Origin of the sequence: Streptococcus sp. SP8, assembly GCF_030440045.1 — a bacterium.
Lineage (GTDB): Bacteria > Bacillota > Bacilli > Lactobacillales > Streptococcaceae > Streptococcus > Streptococcus parasanguinis_I.
On the sequence record NZ_JAQFJL010000027.1, the window covers coordinates 1 to 4,899 of the forward strand.

The 4,899-nt window shown below is 49.8% G+C and carries 1 tRNA gene and 2 rRNA genes; all 3 read right to left on the reverse strand.

Features of this window, described 5'->3' with window-relative positions:
• Positions 1 to 136 precede the first annotated feature (136 nt).
• Positions 137 to 3,036, reverse strand: a 23S ribosomal RNA gene (locus tag PCY11_RS10965).
• 123 nt (positions 3,037 to 3,159) lie between these two features.
• Positions 3,160 to 3,232 (reverse strand) — tRNA-Ala (locus PCY11_RS10970).
• Between the two features lie 53 nt (positions 3,233 to 3,285).
• A 16S ribosomal RNA gene (locus tag PCY11_RS10975) occupies positions 3,286 to 4,833 on the reverse strand.
• Together the 16S and 23S rRNA genes with 1 tRNA gene alongside form the textbook arrangement of a ribosomal RNA operon.
• Between the last annotated feature and the right edge of the window lie 66 nt (positions 4,834 to 4,899).

The following is a 4,899-nucleotide window of genomic DNA, read 5'->3' on the forward strand; positions in this document are numbered from 1 at the left end:
CTTAACTGCTGTGTTCGGCATGGGTACAGGTGTATCTCCTAGGCTATCGTCACTTAACTCTGAATGATTAAACATTCAAAATTGAACATCTATATTCTAACAAGTTAACCTTACGTTGTCAATATCTTTTGACTCTTTGGATAAGTCCTCGAGCTATTAGTATTAGTCCGCTCCATTGCTCACACAACTTCCACTCCTAACCTATCTACCTGATCTTCTCTCAGGGCTCTTACTGATATAAAATCATGGGAAATCTCATCTTGAGGTGGGTTTCACACTTAGATGCTTTCAGCGTTTATCCCTTCCCTACATAGCTACCCAGCGATGCCTCTGGCGAGACAACTGGTACACCAGCGGTAAGTCCACTCTGGTCCTCTCGTACTAGGAGCAGATCCTCTCAAATTTCCTACGCCCGCGACGGATAGGGACCGAACTGTCTCACGACGTTCTGAACCCAGCTCGCGTGCCGCTTTAATGGGCGAACAGCCCAACCCTTGGGACCGACTACAGCCCCAGGATGCGACGAGCCGACATCGAGGTGCCAAACCTCCCCGTCGATGTGAACTCTTGGGGGAGATAAGCCTGTTATCCCCAGGGTAGCTTTTATCCGTTGAGCGATGGCCCTTCCATACGGAACCACCGGATCACTAAGCCCGACTTTCGTCCCTGCTCGAGTTGTAGCTCTCGCAGTCAAGCTCCCTTATACCTTTACACTCTGCGAATGATTTCCAACCATTCTGAGGGAACCTTTGGGCGCCTCCGTTACCTTTTAGGAGGCGACCGCCCCAGTCAAACTGCCCGTCAGACACTGTCTCCGTAGATGATGAACCTACCGGGTTAGAGTGGCCATAACACAAGGGTAGTATCCCAACAACGCCTCCATCGAAACTGGCGTCCCGATATCAATGGCTCCTACCTATCCTGTACATGTGGCACAGACACTCAATATCAAACTGCAGTAAAGCTCCATGGGGTCTTTCCGTCCTGTCGCGGGTAACCTGCATCTTCACAGGTACTAAAATTTCACCGAGTCTCTCGTTGAGACAGTGCCCAAATCATTACGCCTTTCGTGCGGGTCGGAACTTACCCGACAAGGAATTTCGCTACCTTAGGACCGTTATAGTTACGGCCGCCGTTTACTGGGGCTTCAATTCATACCTTCGCTTACGCTAAGCACTCCTCTTAACCTTCCAGCACCGGGCAGGCGTCACCCCCTATACATCATCTTACGATTTAGCAGAGAGCTGTGTTTTTGATAAACAGTTGCTTGGGCCTATTCACTGCGGCTGACTGAAAGCCAGCACCCCTTCTCCCGAAGTTACGGGGTCATTTTGCCGAGTTCCTTAACGAGAGTTCTCTCGCTCACCTGAGGCTACTCGCCTCGACTACCTGTGTCGGTTTGCGGTACGGGTAGAGTATGATTAACGCTAGAAGCTTTTCTTGGCAGTGTGACGTCACTAACTTCGCTACTAAACTTCGCTCCCCATCACAGCTCAATGTTATAGAATTAAGCATTTAACTCAATTCACACCTCACTGCTTAGACGTGCACTTCCAGTCGCACGCTTTAGTTAGCCTACTGCGTCCCTCCTTCACTACATACTCTAGTACAGGAATATCAACCTGTTGTCCATCGGATACACCTTTCGGTCTCTCCTTAGGTCCCGACTAACCCAGGGCGGACGAGCCTTCCCCTGGAAACCTTAGTCTTACGGTGGACAGGATTCTCACCTGTCTTTCGCTACTCATACCGGCATTCTCACTTCTATGCGTTCCAGCGCTCCTCACGGTACACCTTCTCCACACATAGAACGCTCTCCTACCATACCTATAAAGGTATCCACAGCTTCGGTAAATTGTTTTAGCCCCGGTACATTTTCGGCGCAGGGTCACTCGACTAGTGAGCTATTACGCACTCTTTGAATGAATAGCTGCTTCTAAGCTAACATCCTAGTTGTCTGTGCAACCCCACATCCTTTTCCACTTAACAATTATTTTGGGACCTTAGCTGGTGGTCTGGGCTGTTTCCCTTTCGACTACGGATCTTAGCACTCGCAGTCTGACTGCCGACCATAATTCATTGGCATTCGGAGTTTATCTGAGATTGGTAATCCGGGATGGACCCCTCACCCAAACAGTGCTCTACCTCCAAGAATCTTAATGTCGACGCTAGCCCTAAAGCTATTTCGGAGAGAACCAGCTATCTCCAAGTTCGTTTGGAATTTCTCCGCTACCCACAAGTCATCCAAGCACTTTTCAACGTGCCCTGGTTCGGTCCTCCAGTGAGTTTTACCTCACCTTCAACCTGCTCATGGGTAGGTCACATGGTTTCGGGTCTACGACATAATACTAATCCGCCCTATTCAGACTCGGTTTCCCTACGGCTCCGTCTCTTCAACTTAACCTCGCATCATATCGTAACTCGCCGGTTCATTCTACAAAAGGCACGCTCTCACCCATTAACGGGCTCGAACTTGTTGTAGGCACACGGTTTCAGGTTCTATTTCACTCCCCTCCCGGGGTGCTTTTCACCTTTCCCTCACGGTACTGGTTCACTATCGGTCACTAGAGAGTATTTAGGGTTGGGAGATGGTCCTCCCAGATTCCGACGGGATTTCTCGTGTCCCGCCGTACTCAGGATACTGCTAGGTATAAAGACTATTTCGAATACGAGGCTCTTACTCTCTTTGGCTGACCTTCCCATGTCATTCTTCTATAATCTTTAAGTCCACATTGCAGTCCTACAACCCCGAAGAGTAAACTCTTCGGTTTGCCCTCCTGCCGTTTCGCTCGCCGCTACTCAGGCAATCGCTTTTGCTTTCTCTTCCTGCAGCTACTTAGATGTTTCAGTTCACTGCGTCTTCCTCTACCTATCCTTAACAGATAGGAGTACTAGCCATTAGCTAGTGGGTTCCCCCATTCGGACATCTCTGGATCGTCGCTTACTTACAGCTCCCCAAAGCATTTCGTCGTTTGTCACGTCCTTCTTCGGCTTCTAGTGCCAAGGCATCCACCGTGCGCCCTTATTAACTTAACCTTATTTTTGGTCTTACGACCTAAACTCTTTAAATATTTACAGCGTTTCGGTTTATTTTCTTGTTACTATTTGATATAGATATTCAATTTTCAATGTTCAATCTTAACACCCTTACAGTGTTAATGGAGCCTAGCGGGATCGAACCGCTGACCTCCTGCGTGCAAAGCAGGCGCTCTCCCAGCTGAGCTAAGGCCCCACAAGACCTCTCAAAACTAAACAAGACCAACGTACAGGTTTCCATTTCCTTAGAAAGGAGGTGATCCAGCCGCACCTTCCGATACGGCTACCTTGTTACGACTTCACCCCAATCATCTATCCCACCTTAGGCGGCTGGCTCCAAATGGTTACCTCACCGACTTCGGGTGTTACAAACTCTCGTGGTGTGACGGGCGGTGTGTACAAGGCCCGGGAACGTATTCACCGCGGCGTGCTGATCCGCGATTACTAGCGATTCCGACTTCATGTAGGCGAGTTGCAGCCTACAATCCGAACTGAGACTGGCTTTAAGAGATTAGCTTGCCGTCACCGACTCGCGACTCGTTGTACCAGCCATTGTAGCACGTGTGTAGCCCAGGTCATAAGGGGCATGATGATTTGACGTCATCCCCACCTTCCTCCGGTTTATTACCGGCAGTCTCGCTAGAGTGCCCAACTGAATGATGGCAACTAACAATAGGGGTTGCGCTCGTTGCGGGACTTAACCCAACATCTCACGACACGAGCTGACGACAACCATGCACCACCTGTCACCTCTGTCCCGAAGGAAAACTCTATCTCTAGAGCGGTCAGAGGGATGTCAAGACCTGGTAAGGTTCTTCGCGTTGCTTCGAATTAAACCACATGCTCCACCGCTTGTGCGGGCCCCCGTCAATTCCTTTGAGTTTCAACCTTGCGGTCGTACTCCCCAGGCGGAGTGCTTAATGCGTTAGCTGCGGCACTGAGTCCCGGAAAGGACCCAACACCTAGCACTCATCGTTTACGGCGTGGACTACCAGGGTATCTAATCCTGTTTGCTCCCCACGCTTTCGAGCCTCAGCGTCAGTTACAGACCAGAGAGCCGCTTTCGCCACCGGTGTTCCTCCATATATCTACGCATTTCACCGCTACACATGGAATTCCACTCTCCCCTTCTGCACTCAAGTTAAACAGTTTCCAAAGCGTACTATGGTTAAGCCACAGCCTTTAACTTCAGACTTATCTAACCGCCTGCGCTCGCTTTACGCCCAATAAATCCGGATAACGCTCGGGACCTACGTATTACCGCGGCTGCTGGCACGTAGTTAGCCGTCCCTTTCTGGTAAGTTACCGTCACAGTGTGAACTTTCCACTCTCACACTCGTTCTTCTCTTACAACAGAGCTTTACGATCCGAAAACCTTCTTCACTCACGCGGCGTTGCTCGGTCAGGGTTGCCCCCATTGCCGAAGATTCCCTACTGCTGCCTCCCGTAGGAGTCTGGGCCGTGTCTCAGTCCCAGTGTGGCCGATCACCCTCTCAGGTCGGCTATGTATCGTCGCCTTGGTGAGCCGTTACCTCACCAACTAGCTAATACAACGCAGGTCCATCTCTTAGTGATGCAATTGCACCTTTCAAATCAACATCATGCGATATCGACTTTTATGCGGTATTAGCTATCGTTTCCAATAGTTATCCCCCGCTAAGAGGCAGGTTACCTACGCGTTACTCACCCGTTCGCAACTCATCCGCTCGGTGCAAGCACCAAGCTTCAGCGTTCTACTTGCATGTATTAGGCACGCCGCCAGCGTTCATCCTGAGCCAGGATCAAACTCTCATTAAAATAATTGTTTGTCTTAAACTCATTCTGTCACTGACAGATTTATTGTTTTTTATTGTTCAGTTACTA